We start from the raw sequence: 17,049 nt of genomic DNA, 5'->3' as shown, positions 1-17,049 counted from the left end.
TCCTACTCCTCCTGAATTAACAACTTAATCCTGTATGTCCCCGCGTGCGTGCCGGAGGCATATAAATCATATTTCCATCGTGTGATTCCGATGCCGTGATCGGCCTCGCTTGTCAGCTCATGCGTGTCGATTTCGAGTTCCAAGCGGCCTTGCGGCGTATGATAAAATCCGATTCGTTTCTCGCCGGGCACAAACGTTTGCTCCGCTTGTACGTCTCCTTGGCGGACGATGCGGATTTGATTCTCTTCCAGCTTGATGAGCGTCACCGTTCGTCCAAGCTCGCTGGGTTCTTCTTCATAGCGAATGTAGGTGTGAGTGCCTTTGCGGTAGAGCTCTCCCCGCGCCTTCTGCACCGTTGTCTCGCTCCCGCTCCGACTTTCAATGCGAATGCGCACGCGCGCTTTATCCGTCATGATTCGTCATTCTCCTATTCTGCAGGTCCTCTTTGCACCTTATGTCAAGATAAGGCAAGTTAGGTATTAGTTTATATGAAAGGATCGACGAATTCAATGCATTGCCACGTCTGGTTTGTGGAACGCCGTCGAAGACAGGGCTTGTCTCACGCAAAAAAGCCTCAAATTTCACGATATCGTGAAAACTGAGGCTTTTTGTTCGCTATTATAGGGCTGGGATCGGCATTCCCATGCTGGCCCACTGCTCCTTGGCAGGACCATAGGCGCCGATAACAGGCAATCCCGCTTGACGCATCAAGATGGTGAGCTGCCCGCGATGGTGAATTTCATGCTTCAGGTAGGCGAACAGCGTTTCGCTAATCGTCCATTGCATGCCGAACATGTTCACAACTTCCTGCAGCTTAGCATCCGTAAACTGCGTGCGGACCGCTTCGAGAATGCCGGCTGTTGTTGCCCGGTAGGCATCGGCAATGGCTGCGGCTTCCAATGGCGGCATGCTGGCCGCGGATGGCGCTTCGAACTTCAGGCCGGTTCCAAGCAGCATGCCGCGATCTGTGTGGACCAAATGCCACGCTATATAACCAAGCGGCCTGTAGCCTTCGGCTTGCGGCTGGTTCAAGGACGCGTCAGTTAAGGTATCGAGCAGTTGCTGTGTTGTCTTCGACTCCCGTTGGTACTCGTTAATAAAGCTTTCTACGGTTGTAAACATGTAAATTACCTCCAGGAATGTTGGATTGGTTTCTTTTCACTTCATGTAGCTAGTATATCGGAACGACACTGACATCAGTGTGGCAGCATTTGTAGCCGCAGGGGGATTTTTTGGGCGGAGTTGCTAGTTGGTGACGCCCTCACACCCCACGTGTAGGGTGGTATGTGCAGGTGGGGCGCTTGGGATGGTTGACTGGTGAGCTGCTGTTGGTGGGATTATGGTACTTTAACTAGTTGAAGAATGGCTCCGGCGGGGACGGAGTTCGGGGTGCAGGTGCAGGTGGGGCGCTTGGGAGGGCTGACTGGTGAGCTGCTGTTGGTCGGATTATGATACTTTAACTAGTTGAAGAATGGCTCCGGCGGGGGCGGAGTTCGGGGTGCAGGTGCTGGTGGATGCTTGGGATGGTTGACTGTTGAGCTGCTGTTGGTGGGATTATGGTACTTTAACTAGTTAGCTGCCTTTGGTAGTTTTCATGCTATGACTGCTAGGACACCGTCTGTGAGCATAATCTGTGGGCTAACGGACTGAGATAACTCTATTTGCTGCTAATGGGATAGGATTGACAGCTTACGGACTCACGAGCCGCTAATGACCATGAACTGCCTTTAACCAACGGCTGCTCAGTCCGATAGCTCCTCACATAAATCTGAATTGGCGGAATAACGCCTTCTGTGTCCGTAAAAGAATGGCTGCCCTCGGGGGTCGGGGTTGGAGTTGAGGTTGAGGTTGCCGTTGCGGTTGCCGTCGCCGTCGCCCGTCCTTCCATCCGTCCGTTCACTCATTCGCCTGTTCGCCCGTTCACCTGTTCACTCGTCGCTCCACGCTCATTCTTCCTTCCACTCGTTCACTCGTCGCCCCACGCTCGTTCTTCCTTCCACTCGTTCACTCGTCGCCTACGCTCGTTCGTCCTTCCACCCATTCACTCGTCCGCTCGTTCCCCGCCCCCTCCCCCCAATCAACACAAAAAAGCCGCCAACTCCTTGTTTCCAAGACGGCTGACGGCTTTTTTCGATTATTTAATCAAATCTTCAACAAATCTAGGCAAAATGAACGCTGCTTTATGCAGGCGTGCTGTGTAGTACTTCGTTGGGAATTCCGGAATGGACGCTTCTTCAACTTGAAGAGGGTCGTGCTTTTTGCTGCCCATCGTGAATGTCCACAGACCGCTTGGGTACGTAGGGATATTCGCGCTGTATACGCGTACGATCGGGAAGATTTCTTTTACATCACGGTTTACCGTTTGGATCAAATCGGCTTTGAACCAAGGGTTGTCCGTTTGCGCAACGAAGATTCCGTCTTCTTTTAACGCGTCATAAATACCTTGGTAGAAACCTTTGGTAAACAGTTCGACCGCCGGACCAACAGGCTCCGTAGAATCGACCATGATGACGTCGTATGTATTTTTGTGATCATGAATGTGCATGTAGCCATCGTTTACGATAACTTCAACGCGCGGGTTGTCCAGTTCGCCGGCAATTGTTGGCAGGTACTTTTTGGAGTACTCGATAACTTTCCCGTCGATGTCGACCAGAACGGCCTTTTTAACTTTCGGATGCTTCATGATTTCACGGATCACTCCGCCGTCGCCGCCGCCTACAACAAGCACGTTCTCAGGGTTCGGGTGAGTAACAAGCGCTGGGTGCGCCACCATTTCATGATATACGAACTCATCTTTTACGGTTGTCATAACCATGCCGTCAAGCGTCAGCATCGTGCCCCACTCTTCGGTTTCGATCATCGCAAGGTCTTGAAAGTCCGTTTGCTCTCTCACGTAAGTCTCTTTTACTTTCGCTGTAATACCGAAGCTGTCCGTTTGTTTCTCTGTGTACCATAAATCCATGTTCATACCTTCTTTCGCTTCTATATTGGATGAATAATGACTGGCATTCGTTATCTCTAACAGTGTTCCACCGGTTGGAAAAGTCATGCAAGGACCGCTAGAATTTCCCGTCCCTTCATACGCACAAATTGTATTATAGTTCATTACCCCCAAAATGCAATAATTTCCTAGGGCTTTTACCTATTTCATAAAAAAAATTTACAATTTGTTGAATACGGACTTCCATGCTTTTCCATACTGGGTAATAGAGCCTTTGGGGTATAAGGGTAAAAGACTTCGTCATCCATAGAAGCAAGGAGGTAGGAATCCGTGTCCGAAAATGAAAACAACCGTCAGCCATCCAAAGGCAGCCCGCACAAAGCAAAGGAGCAAGAGATACCTGCGTCTATGCGATGGATGCGCCGTATTAAGAAGATGTTCTCCTTTTTCTTCACTTCCTGCGTCCTTCTACTCATTGCTGCGGCTGTCTTTTTCGTGTATTTGCGCGCACAGACGCTGCCAGTGACCAAGATGCTGCAAACTTCTCAAATGTTCGATACGCATGGCGAGCTCATCGACACTTTCTATTCCGGACAAAACCGGCAGGTGGTCGCATTGAATGACATTTCGCCATATCTCATAAAAGCAACACTCGCTGTGGAAGATCAGCATTTCTACGATCACTTCGGCGTCGACGTGAAGGCGGTAGCTCGGGCGGCGATTGTCAATGTGCAGGCGATGGCGAAGGTGCAGGGCGCAGGCACGATAACCCAGCAGTTAGCGCGGAATTTATACTTGAATCACGACCGTACATGGACGCGTAAAATCAAAGAAACGATGTTTGCAATCCAATTGGAAATGCAGCTAAGCAAGGATGAAATTCTTGCGGATTATTTGAATCAAATATACTACGGTCATTCGACCTATGGCATCGAAACGGCCTCCGAACTGTTCTTTGGCAAGCACGCCAGCGAATTGACGTTAGCCGAGAGCGCCTTGATTGCCGGTGTCCCGAAAGGGCCGAGATACTATTCACCCTATTATGATATGAAAAACGCCCTGGACCGGCAAAAAATCGTGCTGCAAACGATGGTGCGCAGCGGCTTCATCACCCAGGATGCGGCAGATGCCGCCGGCAAAGAGAAGCTGACGATTCAACCGCTGACGAAGAAAAAGCCCGCAGCAGCCCCTTATTTCCGGGATTATGTGCGGGCGCTGGCCACGGAAAAGCTCGGTATCCCTGAGGAACAGTTCGACGAGGGCGGCATACGCATCTACACGACTCTCGACAAGAAGGCGCAGGAAATCGCCGAAAATGTCGTCACCCAGCAGCTTAGCGGCAAGCCCGATCTGCAAGCCGCCCTCGTTGCCATTGACCCGCGCACCGGGGAAATCAAAGCGATGGTCGGCGGACGCGACTATACCGAGAATCAGTTTAATCGGGCCTTGTCGAATACGAGGCAGCCGGGGTCCTCTTTTAAGCCAATCGTGTATATGGTGGCCCTTCAAAACGGTTATACCCCCGTCACTCAAGTGAAAAGCGAGCCGACGGTATTCACGTACGATGAAGGGCGCCAGCGGTACACGCCGAGAAATTTCAACGACCAATATGTGAATGCGAATATCGATATGCGGCAAGCGATTTCCAAATCGGACAACATCTATGCGGTCCATACGATTCTGGATGTCGGCCCTGCGAAGGTCATCGATCTGGCCCGCAAGCTGGGCATCGATTCTCCAATGAAACCATTGCCGTCACTAGCGCTCGGTTCCTTCCCTGTTAGCCCGCTTGAAATGGCCTCGGCTTTTGGCACGATTGCGAATCAAGGGGTGCATAAGGAAACGACTGCGATTATGCGCATTGAGGATGCCAATGGCCGCATTCTGTATGAGGCTCATCCGAAAACGGAGCAAGTGCTGAACCCTCCCGTTGCTTATGTGATGACGAATCTCATGGAGAGCGTATTCGAGGAGGGCGGCACAGGCAACCGCGTAGCCAGCACGATCAAACGGCCGATCGCCGGCAAAACCGGCACGACCGACACCGACGCTTGGCTGGTCGGCTTCACGCCCGAGCTGGCGACAGCCGTATGGGTCGGCTATGACAAGGACCGGGACATCTCAACCGTCGAGTCGCATCTGGCTTCGCCGATTTTCGCCGAATTCACGGAACAAACGCTGGAGGCCATACCGCCTAAGCTGTTCCAAATTCCGGAAGGTGTAGCAAGCGTCTATATTGATCCCGCGAGCGGAAAACTGGCTAATGAGGACTGCCCGAACTCCCGTCTTGAGGCTTTTATTGCCGGCACGGAGCCAACGACGTATTGCACGGGCAAACCCGCCAAGCCCGCTTCGGGCGGAGATAAGAAAGATTCGTCAAAAGGCCAGAACAGCTCCTGGTGGAATGATATCAAACGCTGGTGGAACGACTGATTCGCCTTCCCCACACAGCTTCCGGAAAACACAAAAAGGCAGAACTAAGCGCGTCTTAGTCTGCCTTTTTGCTGTCCTAGTATATGAGGTAACATACACTAGGGTCTAGTATACCCGGTTCACATGAACGTAACAATGGATGACACATAATGTTCATAACTTCAAATTATGGCTTGGTACAATTACGAAAGGGCATCTTTCAGCGCTTGATCCGAGCGGTTCCACCATTCTTCGTTGTGGGCGATCAGCTGTTTTTTCAAGGCTGCGCGCTCGCTGTCGGACAAGCCGTCAAGAATGAATTTGCGCTTCATGGCGCCATCCATCTTGTTTACGTGGTCGGCCAGAATCTTCCAGCCTCTGCGCGCTTCGGTGTCGATCAGCATCTCGCATGCCGACATTCCGGCGTAGTACGCTCCCTCTTCGGCGCGGTCGACCGCCACCCAGACAATCCACGCTTTGCGTCCGTTCGGCACATCCTCTTTGTTCGTTGAGAATTTGATCCCTTTCTCAATTTTACTCTTCGCGTGTAGCGTACCTTCATCGAGATAAGCTTCATCCCCGTCGATAATAATTCCCGAAACGTTGCTAAGATCGATCGCTCCGGCGCCGAATCCTTTGTGATTGACTTTGGAGCTTACTATATTTAAGGCCAGCTTCTTTTTATCCGCTTCCATAAGGGCACCTTCCACTCTTTCGTAATGTTAAAATAACGCTTTGCTTTCATTGTAGCTAAAGTCCTCCATGAGAACAAGAGCAGAGGAACGGCGCTTGGCCAAAGCCCTCTTTTTCAAGCGAACGAACAAATCTTTTCCACTCACAGAAATAATCCCTAGGTTGTCTACATATACATGCTGTAGATGCTTGTTAGGCGGGGTGAATCTATTGAGTGTTTTATTCAAAAACCGCAAGGTACAATGGTTCGTTGTCATGCTCCTTGCAGCAGGCACAGTCTTGCTGTCTGAAACTTTGCTCCCATCCGCAAGTAAACTGACGGTGCCCGTCGTCTCTAGGGAGGAGCCGTCAGCTCCGGCGCCGGACATGCAGCCTGCAGATCGCGGCAAAGCTGCGGACAAACAAACACAGGAGCCGCTGAGCTACCGCATTGCGGAATATCACATGAACGTTGCCTACACGCCTGAAACGAGGCAGCTCCAAGGGCAGCAAACGTTAACGTGGGAAAATCCGGGGACGGTTCCTGTGCAAGAACTTTATCTGCATTTATATCCGAATGCATTCGCATCTAAGAAAACGACGTTTATGCGGGAATCCGGCGGCAAGCTCCGGCAGGATGAAGCAACGGCTGACAGTATCGGCCGCATGGACTTGCTCTCTGTGAAAACGGCTGACGGAGAGGATCTTACACAGCGAATGGCTTTTGTACAACCCGATGACGGCAATAAAGATGACCATACCCTGCTCAAAATCCCGCTGCTGAAGCCGGTAGGAGCCGGCGAGCGAGTCACCGTTAAGACGGAATTTCTCGTCAAATTGCCGCAAGCCTTCGCCCGTATGGGCTATGTGGACGACTTCGTGATGGCCGGGCAGTGGTTCCCTAAAGTAGCGGCCTATGAACGGGCGGGAACAAGAGGACGCACCGAACCTGGCTGGAATCTCCACCAATATCATGGGAATTCCGAGTTTTATGCGGATTTCGGCCTGTATGACGTGAAAATCCAAGTGCCGGCGAACTATACCGTTGCCGCAACCGGTTTCCCTGTGAAGCCGGCTGTGACGGAGAACGGAACCAAAACGTATCAGTTCTATGCCGATGACGTGCATGATTTCGCTTGGTCCGCTTCGCCTCACTTCGTGTACGTGGAAGAACCTTTCTCTACGCCGCAAATTCCCGGGGTGAAGATCAAGCTCTATCTGGATCCCAACCATCAGGAATTAAAAGACCGATATATGTACGCTGCCAAAAAAGCTCTCTCCCGCTACAGCCAGTGGTACGGCACGTATCCTTACTCGACCCTTTCCATTGTCGTCCCTCCTCCCGGAGGCAACGGCGCAGGCGGAATGGAGTATCCTACCTTGGTGACCGCTTGGGGCGCAAGCGACAAGAAACCGGATCTCGAATTGGAACGCGTTATCGTTCATGAGATCGGACATCAGTTCTTCTATGGCCTTGTGGCCAGCAATGAATTCGAGGAAGCTTGGCTGGATGAAGGCTTTACCTCCTATGCCGAGGACAAAGTGATGGAAGCTGATTTCGGAACATCTCCGAATTTGCCGGTGGAGTCCAGCTATATCACATCTCCCAGCGCGCTCCGGCAAAATGCATGGGACTATACCGGACATGATCAATATGCTGAAAATGTGTATACAAGGGGCAAGCTCGTGCTCAAGGAAATCGAGAAGCAGGTTGGCGCCAAAACGATGGATCGCATCATGCGCACTTATTTTCAGAAGTGGGAATTCAAGCATCCTTCTACCAAGGACTTTCAGAACGTTGTCGAGGAAGTAACCAAAACCAATTGGGACGGCTTCTTCAACGAATATGTCTACGGCTCGATGATGATGGATTACTCTGTTGAGAGCATCCGTGTGAAAGCCACTGGCAGCAAAGGGACAGGGCCTTACGAGAGTACAATCCTCATCGCCAAACGCGGCGGAAATTCGCCGGAAGTGCCGATCCAGTTCCATTTCGCTGACGGCACCGTACTCGATAAAACATGGGACGGCAAAGAAAGCAGCATCGAATTCAAGCTAACCCAAGCGACGCCTGTCGACTGGGTACGTATCGATCCGCACTACTCGCTCATTCTCGAAAACAAACATATTAATAACTTTATGAAAACGGAAGTAGATACCAAGTGGAAAATCCGCTGGAATCTCGGCATTATTCAGTTCCTGCAAGCTATTTTCGGGTGGGTCGCCTGGTAGGCGCCCACTCAGGCCTATGCTTACGAAGATAGTTAAACTCTTAGGAGGGACACCCATGACAACCTATCTCAAATCCGGCTTTAGGGCGGCTCTGCGGCAGCCCTTCGCTACGATCGTCTTATTCATGTACCAGATGTGCTGGGGCATCCTTCTCTATAAGCTTGTGCAAGGGGTGCTCGTCCCGCTCATGCACCGCTATCCGGGCGGCGACCAGCCGAAGGAGGCGCTCCGGCTTTTTCTCGCCGAGAGCCAGTTCCAGCTGCTCAAAACGGATCTCAGCCATCGCTATTTGTGGTGGCTGGCTGCACTGCTCCTGGCTCGCATGCTGCTCACTCCGGTAATGAACAGCGGTGTCTACTATTCCCTCACACATTCCGAGCAAAATGCCGGCTATCGCTTCGTACGCGGAGTTAAGGAACTGACGCTTCCCTTCCTCCTCACCTACATCGTCCGAATCGCCTTGTCCCTACTGCCGCTCATCTGGGCGCTGCCCAAAGCGCAGAAGATGTTCGAACACAGTACATCCTATGAACAGGCCTCCCTGGATTTACTGCCTTGGCTGATGGGCTTCCTGGTTTATGGCTTCCTGCTTCATCTTCTCTTTATGTATGTGCAATTCGCCATTGCCGCACACCTCGGCATTTTATCCACCGTCATTACATTCTTCCGGTTCTCGTTTCCGATCATCGGCCTTTCTCTTATTCTTTTGCTCAGTTCGGGACTTTTGACAGGGATTACAGTCACTGCGACCTACATCTGGGCAGGACTGTTAGCGCTAATCATTTATCAGCTTTTCCCGCTTTTCCATATTTTCCTGCAAATGTGGGCGATAACCTCGCAATTTCAGCTTCTTTCCGCCAAAATGAACCCCTAATAAATAATAAATAAAGCTAGATATGGTTTATATTTGTTCAATCCCCTTGCAAAAGGGGATTTTTTTGTCTGGAAAGCGAACGATAGCACATTTTTCCGGCCCAAATTGCGCTCTAAAGGAGGAATTTCGATGTTTATGACGAATTACAGTGATTAGCATTAAAAAACCAAATATTTCATGCCGAATTCCTCATTTCTTGGGGAAACGGGGGAACCACTCCGGGTGAATTGATCTTGCAAGACAGGGATCATAGGGAACCTTCAACCGAACCCTCCAGCTAACCTCGTAGGCACCGGAAGGAGACAAGCAGTTGAAAAAGGTTGTTGCTCTTTTTTTTAGTCTTGTTTTGTTTTTGAGTGTAGCTTTAGGAAGTGCATCTGCTTCACAATCTAAGTTGGATGAAACGGTTGACGGATTGCTCGGAATTCCGTACAAAGATGCGGGAACGACAACAAAGGGCTTTGATTGCTCTGGGTTTACCTCATACGTTTTCGACCAATTCGGCATTGACCTTCCTCATAGTTCTGCCGCTCAAGATAAAGAGGGCTACTGGATTGACAAAAGTGATCTTCGCAAAGGCGATCTTGTGTTCTTCAACACAGGGGGCAAAGGCATTTCTCACGTTGGTATCTACCTTGGCAACGGTGAATTTATTCATTCCGCTTCCAACGAAGGTATCGTGAAAAACAAGCTAAGCGAATCGTATTACGCGAAGAGGTATGTATCCGCCAGACGTGTTCTGTGGGATGATATCTACAATCAACTAACTGCTGAATCCAAGTAATTTCTTGTACTTATGAATAAAGCCCCGGAAAGCGCCGGCTCGCAAGAGCTGCTCCCAGGGCTTTTATTCATGAGTGCTCATGCTGCCTCATCGACTCGAAGATATAACTTGACATAGCATGTGAGCCGTCCTATAATAGCGGCATTAAGTTTTCTAGGGTTCCGTGGCGCTGCAGCGTCAGTCTGGTCCGAGAGAAAACACACAGCGGATACGCTGTGGTCACGGAGGGAGAAAAGCCCGGGAGTCATATCGCACAGCGATATCGCTTCCGGGCTTTTCTCCTTTTTGCCGCGGCCTTACACCGCATCCAAGCAAACTTCTTAAGGAGTGATTCATTATGGCATGGTTGTATCTCGTCATTGCAGGTGTTTTCGAGGTAGTCTGGGCGATCTCATTGAAATTTTCCAATGGTTTTACCCGACTGATTCCGTCCGGAGTAACAATTGCCGGCATGGTGATCAGCTTTTATTTTCTCGCCATAGCAACGAAAACTCTGCCCATCGGCACAGCCTACGCGGCCTGGACAGGAATTGGCGCCGTAGGGGCGATTATTATCGGCACCCTGTTTTTAAATGAGCCCGTCAGTTTGCTGCGCATCCTGTTCATGATTCTCATCTTGGTCGGCGTTCTCGGCCTCAAATTCACATCCGGACACTAGCTACATGAGCTGGCGTTCGCTGCCGTATCTGCGCTTCAACTGGCTTAAGAAGAACTGCAGTGAGAGGAAGAGCAGAGAGAAGCTCGCTCCTACGCTCAAAATAATCCAAGGATGCAGCCTGATGTACCGCGAGCCGTAAGCGATCAGGGAAAGCCATTCTCCCGATGTCGTAATCGTAATGGAATAGCCGGCGTCGCTGTCGCCGATTGTTTCCGTGCCGCCAAGCACAATGTTAAAGACAGCGAGCTGCCCTAGCAGGAAAAGCACCTGCATGAATTCGCTAAGGAAGATGAACAACATTTCATTTCTCATGCAGGGGACCAGATGCCGGACCGTGCGGTGAAAAACAGTCCCTCCCATCAAACGGGAAGCCTCAATAAATAGCTTGTCGTTATAATAGCGGGTCCGTTCGGCTATTTGATGAGCTAACGGAAACAGGCCGATGAACGTGACCAGAATAACGAAGGTAACGGAGAAGAGCATCTTATACTGCGGGTCCGCTTTCACCCACTGATCCAGCCGCAGCCCGAAATACATGCCCGCCAATGGCGGAAACAAGAATACAAAGGCAGGTACGGAAGCGACTACCCACTGCATAGCCTTAAGAATACCCCACCCTTTGCCGGTAGTCCCGCTCCACATTCCCCAAGGCGCCGCAATGACAAAACGGAGCAGCGTTAACGCCAGTGTCGTTCCCAGCGTATACTTCAATCCGTTAAGCAGCAGGCTCAGCATATCAAAGCCTCGATGATCCGTCCCAAGCAGGAACGTGCTGTTCGGCGAGAACGGCGGAATGCTGTAGCGTGTTTTGCCATCTTGTTGATATTGAATCATGTTGATTTTGTCCTCCGGCGAAATGCCGTGAGGCTTCAGCCATGTGCCGAAAAGAGCCACAAGGAGAATTAGAACGATAAGTGCAAGGGAGATATAGAATGCGCTTGATGAGCGTTTGATCATGATGAGACGGCCTCCCCCGTACGGACGATAAACTTTTTACGCAGCAAAGCGTACAGCACGTGAAATGCCATAGCAAGCAGCGCGAGCGAGATGCAAATGACCGACATCGATGAGACGCTTTGCATAACAGGCGAGATAATGAAGCCCCCCAGGCCGGAAATGCCGCAGATGGCTTCCGCGACAGCCATGCTCGCCAAAGCCAGCGTCGTCGCCTTCGGCAGGACCGAAAGCAAGTCCAGCATCACGTTGCGCAGTACATGGGCGACCAGCACTTCGCCGCGAGTTAACCCTTTGGCTTGCGCAGTGATCACATAGTCCTGGCCCAGCTCACGCGCAATGGCGACGCGCATCGTGCCGTAAATCGTAACCGACGGAATAAGCGCAATGGTGAGAAACGGGATGAGGAACGGTGTTTTATCGCCGACCTGTACGATCAACAGCACATAATGCCCCAATAGCTTCGTCGCATAAATCGCGCCTAATTGGATAAGAACAATTAAGAAAAAGTCCGGCAAGCCCACAAGCAGAGCGTGTACGCCATCCAGTATGGCACCCAGTCTGCGCCACATGGACGCCAGCATCGCCGTAAGCATGCTAAGCACAATGGCCATCAGTAAGCCAGGGATGAAGTACGTGCATGTACGAAGCAGCATGATGGGAAGCTGCTCAATCACAGCGACCTCTTTGCGGTTGAACGGATTGCGGAATTTGCCAAAATCCCCATGAAGGAAGCCCTGGATTTGGTCTTTCACTGAATACGCGTAATAGCGCAATGAAATGACAGGGCGCTCGAGAGGAACGCCGGTCGCACGAAAAATACCTTTGATCGTCATCGTCTTTCCGATGTAGTTCCATGTCTCGCCGTAGGGAACGGCTAACAGCCCCGTTTTCTCATTGAGTACGCGGCTCCCCGGCAGCTGCTCGCTTACTTTCTGGATGCTAGTATCCGGTCCGACAGTAACTCGAATCTGATCTGGTTGGGCAGACAAGAATGCATTTCGGATGTTACTCAGTAAGAAGATGCACACAAGTGTAAACACTCCGAGTAACAGCCACCGAATCGTTGACTTCAACTATTGTCACCTCATTCTTTTATTCACCGTTGGTAGATTACCATTTTCATATTTTACCATGATTCATTTGGGAGTACTATCCATTTTTATAATCAAAAAAAACCTGGCCAGCGATCCGAAGATCGCCGCCAGGTTTTCCCTATGAGCTGAACTGCGCTTGATGCAGACGGCTGTAAACGCCGCCCACCGCGATCAGTTCCTCGTGGCCGCCCTGCTCGGTAATGCCCTGCTCCGTCACGACGACGATGCGGTCGGCATTCTTGATCGTGGCCAGCCGGTGGGCAATCACCAACGTCGTTCGGCCCTGCGACAGCTCGGCCAATGACTGCTGAATCGCCGCCTCGGTCTCGGTGTCGAGCGCCGACGTCGCCTCATCGAGGATGAGGATCGGCGGATTTTTCAAAAACATCCGCGCGATCGCAAGGCGCTGCTTCTGTCCGCCCGACAGCTTGACGCCGCGCTCGCCGACAACCGTGTCCAGCCCCTTCGGCTGGGACTGGATGTAGCCCTCCAGCTGCGCACGCCGCGCAGCTTCCCAAATCTCAGCATCCGTCGCGCCCAGCTTGCCGTAAGCGATGTTCTCCCGCAGAGTGCCGGAGAACAGGAACACGTCCTGCTGCACGATGCCGATTTGGCGGCGCAGCGATTCCAGCTGGATACCGCGTATATCCATGCCGTCGATGGCAATGCTGCCCTCATTGACATCGTAAAACCGGGGCAGCAAGCTGCATATCGTCGTCTTCCCTGCGCCGGATGGACCTACGAAAGCAACGGTTTCCCCTGCCCGAATGGATAAGGAAATGCCATTCAAAACCCGGGCTTCATTCCCATACCCGAAGGAAACGGAATCAAATGTAATTTGGCCTTCCAGATGGATGGCACGCACAGCGTCGGGCCGGTCAGACACCTCGGGCTCCGTATCCATGACTTCGCAATACCGTTTAAACCCGGCAATGCCTTTGGGATAGCTCTCAATGACGTTATTAATTTTCTGAATCGGGCCCAGAAACACATTGGTCAAAAGCACGAACGCAATAAATTCCCCATAGGAAATTTGTTTATCGATCACGAACCAGGTTCCGCAAATAAGGACGAACACCGTCACCAAACGCATGAGAATGTAGCTTAAGGATACGTTCCATGCCATGATTTTATAGGAAAGCAGCTTCGTTAAACGGAATCTCCCATTATTGTCCTCGAACAGCTTCTTCTCATAAGACTCATTCGCGAACGCTTGAACGACACGAATGCCTCCGATGTTGTCTTCCACTCTGGCATTAATATCGGCGAGGTCCCCCATCATCCGGCGGAACGTTTTCGTCATTTTTTGATTAAAATACACAGCAATCCAGAGCAGAACAGGGACGATCACAAAAGTTAACAGCGCCAGCTTCACATTAATGCTCAGCATGAGCAGAAGTGCGCCAATTAGCGTCATAACCGCAATAAATAAATCCTCGGGACCATGATGGGCAACCTCGCCAATCTCCAGCAAATCGTTCGCCATTCGCGACATCAATTGACCTGTTTTGTTATTGTCATAGAATCGGAAGGATAGCTTCTGCAGATGATCGAACATCTTTTTCCGCATATCCGTCTCGATATTAATGCCCAGCTTATGGCCCCAATAGGTGACGATGAAATTCAGCACCGTGTTCAGCCCGTAGACGGCAAGAAGGCCTGCGCAAGCCCATAGTATCCACGTCCAATTTCCGGCAGGCAGCAATTTATCGACAACCCGGTTCACAGCAAGAGGAAAACCAAGCTCCAGAAGCCCAGCCACAACCGCGCAAGTAAAATCCAAAATAAATAAGTGTTTATAAGGCTTATAGTACGAAAAAAAACGCATTAACACGTGACTTCACACCTCCTCCGCTTATTATACATGAAAGAAAAATGCATGGACGTAAAAAAATAGGCCGCTAACCGAAGACAGATGTCCACTATTTTTCATATATATAGTTGAACAGCATTCTGTGTTTGGGTGGAGGAACTGACCATGCTAATCAACTCATTGGACATACGAACCGCCATCTTCTTAGCCGCTATGTGCAAACAGAGCTACGAGCTGCTTGAGAAAGGTCCGGAAGGCGTCATTTTACCCCGCAATTACCGGATGGTTTCTCCCTTTACGGCAACCTCGATCTTTAGTAGGAAAGAGTTATTCGGTTTTATTGCGGAGTCCGACAGGCAGATTGTGATTGCCTTTAGAGGCACATATGGGGCGTCGGATTGGATTTCCGATGTCATAGCCAGGCAGACCGTATTTCCTTATGCCAAAGACGGCGGGCTCGTTCACAAAGGCTTTCTCGATATTTACAACAGCGCCCGCAAGCAGATCATGGCCGTCACAGCCAAGCTTTCCGCCCGTAAAACCCTCTATCTTACCGGACACTCCCTCGGAGGATCCCTCGCCTCCTTGTGTGCTGTTGATCTTGCTGCCAATACCAAGTTTGAGGAACCCTCCATCTATACCTACGCCTCTCCGCGTGTCGGAAATCCGGACTTCGCCAGTCTTTATAACCGGATAACCGGTCCTCGCTATCGCATATACAATACGAATGATATCGTGCCTGAACTTCCGCCTATCATATATAAATCCCCCCGAACCGACCAAGTCTACCATTATCTGCATGTCAAAAAAGGGGCCGAACTCACCTTCCAGGCAGGTTCCGTGTCCGCTAATCATGCGATTGGCAATTATTTCGCCGAGCTGGCCAAACTTGATCCCCGCTATGCGGAGCAATTGCAACGCCGGGCTCCCGGCTTTTGCCCGTGATAAATAAACATATCTCCAGCCTCTAATCCTGACAGACTCTTGTCAGGGTTATTTGTTTATACTTCATTTATATCATAATAAGATGAAATGAAAGGAATGGATCACCTAATGAAATCGACGAACCAAACCGGCATCGTTGTAGCCGGATTATTGCTCGCCATTCTCATGGCTTCAATGGACAACACCATCGTTGCCACAGCTATGGGCTCTATCATCGCAGACCTCGGAGGGCTGGATAAATTTGTTTGGGTCACATCGGCCTACATGGTCGCAGAAATGGCGGGCATGCCGATCTTCGGCAAACTCTCGGATATGTATGGACGCAAACGCTTCTTCATTTTCGGCATCGTGGTATTTATGCTTGGGTCAGCGCTTTGCGGAACCGCTACGTCCATTGTGCAGTTAAGCATTTATCGCGCTGTTCAAGGGATTGGCGGGGGTGCCTTGGTACCTATTGCTTTTACCATCATGTTTGATGCGGTTAAGCCTGAAAGCAGGGGCAAATTAATGGGACTATTCGGTGCGGTTTTCGGCATGTCCAGTATTTTCGGACCGCTGCTTGGCGCTTATATGACCGACTATGTGAAATGGGAATGGATTTTCTATATTAATCTTCCACTAGGTCTGATTGCCTTCCTGATGATTGCCATTTTCTATAAAGAATCGCTCCAGCATGTTAAGCAGCGTATTGATTGGTCCGGTGCCTTAACGCTTGTGGGCGCAATCGTCTGTCTCATGTTTGCTATGGAACTTGGCGGTAAACAGTACGCCTGGAATTCCGCTTTCATCCTTGGACTGTTCGCCGCATTTGCCTTGCTGACCGTCTCTTTCATCTATGCGGAGAACCGGGCAGAAGAGCCGATTATCTCCTTTCGCATGTTCCGGGACCGTCTGTACGCCGCAAGCAATGCCATTGCCATGTTAAGCGGTGCCGCCTTTATTACTGCATCGGTCTATATTCCGATCTTCATTCAGGGCGTTCTCGGCGGAAGCGCCACAAACTCCGGTCTCGTGCTGCTGCCCATGATGCTGGGAACCGTCGTTACCGCTACGGCCGGGGGCTTCCTGATCAGCAAATTTACGTATCGCGCTATTCTCCTCTCGACACTCGTGCTGCTTGTTGGGGGGATGGCCTTGCTGATGACGATAACTCCGGATTCGACGCGTTCGACGATTACACTCTTTATGATTCTCGTAGGCCTTGGAATCGGCGCTTCTTTCTCGGTTCTGAGCAACGCCGCCATTCACTCCGTTCCTGCCACCCAGCGGGGAGCGGCAAGCTCAACTCTGAACTTTCTCCGCTCACTGGGCATGACCATCGGGATTACCGTCTTCGGAATCATTCAAAGCCATTCGCTGACGAAGCATTTGGCGGAAGCCTTCACAGGCGGCTCTTCGGCTTTGCCGCAAGGCTTTGATATGAAAGATCCGCATGCGCTGCTCGACCCTGCAACCCGTACCCAAATTCCCGCAGGGGTACTCGGACAAATTTCAGGCAGCCTCTCGTCCTCTATCGCAACCACGTTTGCTTGGGGACTCATCCCTGCCGTACTCGCTTTGGCTGCCGCATTTGCCATGAGCAGAGAGAAACTCGAAATCCAGCCAAACACCGACACAGAAACGGCTTCCCTTTAAAATAAAAGCCCGCTTCCACTCATCAACGAGTC

At 50.9% G+C, this 17,049-nt stretch carries 15 protein-coding genes and 2 riboswitches; of the genes, 7 read left to right on the top strand and 8 right to left on the bottom strand.

The genetic code is table 11. The annotated features are described in order from the left end of the window. Positions 1-2: 2 nt before the first annotated feature. The 4 genes from AC3WRW_RS13080 to speE all read right to left on the bottom strand — a co-directional run bounded on the left by AC3WRW_RS13080 (position 3) and on the right by speE (position 2,962). Complete coding sequence (locus tag AC3WRW_RS13080; RefSeq protein WP_492546753.1) at positions 3-413, bottom strand: YwiB family protein; 411 nt, start codon at positions 411-413, stop codon at positions 3-5. Positions 414-618: 205 nt separating this feature from the next. Then, on the bottom strand, positions 619-1,122 hold the full coding sequence (locus AC3WRW_RS13075) for a DinB family protein (protein WP_492546752.1): 504 nt from the start codon (positions 1,120-1,122) through the stop codon (positions 619-621). Between the two features lie 535 nt (positions 1,123-1,657). Then, entirely contained in the window at positions 1,658-1,900 is a 243-nt protein-coding gene (locus AC3WRW_RS13070; protein ID WP_492546751.1) for a hypothetical protein, read from the bottom strand. 234 nt (positions 1,901-2,134) lie between these two features. After that, entirely contained in the window at positions 2,135-2,962 is an 828-nt protein-coding gene (speE, locus tag AC3WRW_RS13065; protein ID WP_492546750.1) for a polyamine aminopropyltransferase, read from the bottom strand. 387 nt (positions 2,963-3,349) lie between these two features. On the opposite strand from speE, the gene AC3WRW_RS13060 reads away from it, so the two are divergent. Further along, complete coding sequence (locus AC3WRW_RS13060; protein WP_492546769.1) at positions 3,350-5,374, top strand: transglycosylase domain-containing protein; 2,025 nt, start codon at positions 3,350-3,352, stop codon at positions 5,372-5,374. Between the two features lie 182 nt (positions 5,375-5,556). Here the strand turns inward: AC3WRW_RS13060 and AC3WRW_RS13055 are convergent, their stop codons facing one another. Beyond that, positions 5,557-6,048, bottom strand: coding sequence for a YwhD family protein (locus AC3WRW_RS13055; RefSeq protein ID WP_492546749.1), 492 nt, complete (start codon positions 6,046-6,048; stop codon positions 5,557-5,559). A gap of 253 nt (positions 6,049-6,301) precedes the next feature. On the opposite strand from AC3WRW_RS13055, the gene AC3WRW_RS13050 reads away from it, so the two are divergent. The 4 genes from AC3WRW_RS13050 (at position 6,302) to AC3WRW_RS13035 (ending at position 10,573) form a co-directional block, all read left to right on the top strand. Beyond that, complete coding sequence (locus tag AC3WRW_RS13050) at positions 6,302-8,257, top strand: M1 family metallopeptidase (RefSeq protein ID WP_492546768.1); 1,956 nt, start codon at positions 6,302-6,304, stop codon at positions 8,255-8,257. 55 nt (positions 8,258-8,312) lie between these two features. Then, positions 8,313-9,131 carry a hypothetical protein gene (locus tag AC3WRW_RS13045; RefSeq protein WP_492546748.1) on the top strand — a complete coding sequence of 273 codons (819 nt, stop codon included), beginning with the start codon at positions 8,313-8,315 and terminating at the stop codon, positions 9,129-9,131. A gap of 168 nt (positions 9,132-9,299) precedes the next feature. Next, a riboswitch (cyclic di-AMP (ydaO/yuaA leader) is annotated at positions 9,300-9,438 on the top strand. A gap of 3 nt (positions 9,439-9,441) precedes the next feature. Beyond that, positions 9,442-9,915 (top strand): C40 family peptidase, encoded by a 474-nt coding sequence (locus AC3WRW_RS13040; RefSeq protein ID WP_171685321.1) that lies wholly within the window; start codon positions 9,442-9,444, stop codon positions 9,913-9,915. Positions 9,916-10,057: 142 nt separating this feature from the next. After that, positions 10,058-10,161: riboswitch (guanidine-I (ykkC/yxkD leader) on the top strand. Positions 10,162-10,252: 91 nt separating this feature from the next. Next, the gene (locus AC3WRW_RS13035) at positions 10,253-10,573 is read left to right on the top strand and encodes a DMT family transporter (protein WP_492546747.1); all 321 of its coding nucleotides are present in this window, start codon (positions 10,253-10,255) and stop codon (positions 10,571-10,573) included. On the opposite strand, the gene AC3WRW_RS13030 is transcribed toward AC3WRW_RS13035, so the two are convergent. From AC3WRW_RS13030 to AC3WRW_RS13020, 3 genes are all read right to left on the bottom strand, one after another. Beyond that, a complete protein-coding gene (locus tag AC3WRW_RS13030; RefSeq protein ID WP_492546746.1) occupies positions 10,574-11,530 on the bottom strand; it encodes a hypothetical protein in 957 nt (318 codons plus the stop codon). After that, positions 11,527-12,603 carry an ABC transporter permease subunit gene (locus tag AC3WRW_RS13025; RefSeq protein ID WP_492546745.1) on the bottom strand — a complete coding sequence of 359 codons (1,077 nt, stop codon included), beginning with the start codon at positions 12,601-12,603 and terminating at the stop codon, positions 11,527-11,529. The genes AC3WRW_RS13030 and AC3WRW_RS13025 overlap by 4 nt, the downstream gene beginning before the upstream one ends. Positions 12,604-12,742: 139 nt before the next feature. Further along, on the bottom strand, positions 12,743-14,458 hold the full coding sequence (locus tag AC3WRW_RS13020; protein ID WP_492546744.1) for an ABC transporter ATP-binding protein: 1,716 nt from the start codon (positions 14,456-14,458) through the stop codon (positions 12,743-12,745). Positions 14,459-14,602: 144 nt separating this feature from the next. Here AC3WRW_RS13020 and AC3WRW_RS13015 point away from each other — a divergent pair, with 144 nt between their 5' ends. Then, positions 14,603-15,382 (top strand): lipase family protein, encoded by a 780-nt coding sequence (locus AC3WRW_RS13015; protein WP_492546743.1) that lies wholly within the window; start codon positions 14,603-14,605, stop codon positions 15,380-15,382. 108 nt (positions 15,383-15,490) lie between these two features. After that, positions 15,491-17,017 (top strand): MDR family MFS transporter, encoded by a 1,527-nt coding sequence (locus AC3WRW_RS13010; protein WP_492546742.1) that lies wholly within the window; start codon positions 15,491-15,493, stop codon positions 17,015-17,017. Positions 17,018-17,049 lie beyond the last annotated feature (32 nt).

Source organism: Paenibacillus sp. FW126-R14, from assembly GCF_058789495.1.
This window is presented reverse-complemented; position numbering and strand designations above follow the sequence as displayed.